The sequence below is a fragment of the Paenibacillus agaridevorans genome (genome assembly GCF_003112455.1).
Taxonomy (GTDB): domain Bacteria; phylum Bacillota; class Bacilli; order Paenibacillales; family Paenibacillaceae; genus Pristimantibacillus; species Pristimantibacillus agaridevorans.
The window spans coordinates 18,042-18,278 of the sequence record NZ_BDQX01000458.1 but is presented as its reverse complement, the minus strand read 5'-3'; the positions used below and the strand labels follow the sequence as shown (position 1 = coordinate 18,278).

General features: G+C 67.5%; 1 pseudogene. It reads left to right on the top strand.

Annotated elements, in window-relative coordinates:
* Positions 1-237 (top strand): annotated as a pseudogene (locus PAT3040_RS37800) (hypothetical protein); the annotation flags it as partial.

Sequence of the window (237 nt, the reverse complement as noted above, 5' to 3'; positions counted from 1 at the left end):
TCGAACGGCAGGCTTGCCGTTCGAGCGGTGTATCCGCTGCTGCGCGACAAGCGCCGGCAAGCGGAAGCTTTGACGCGGTTCGCCGCATGGCACGCGGCGAACGCGAGCACTCCGGATCGGCGCATCCTGCTTGGCGCCGATCCGGAGTATGTGCTGTTGATGCCGAGCGGCAAGGTTGCGCAGGCATCGCGGTATTTTGGCTTCGGCGTCGGGGGCGCAGCAGGCGCCGACGCCATG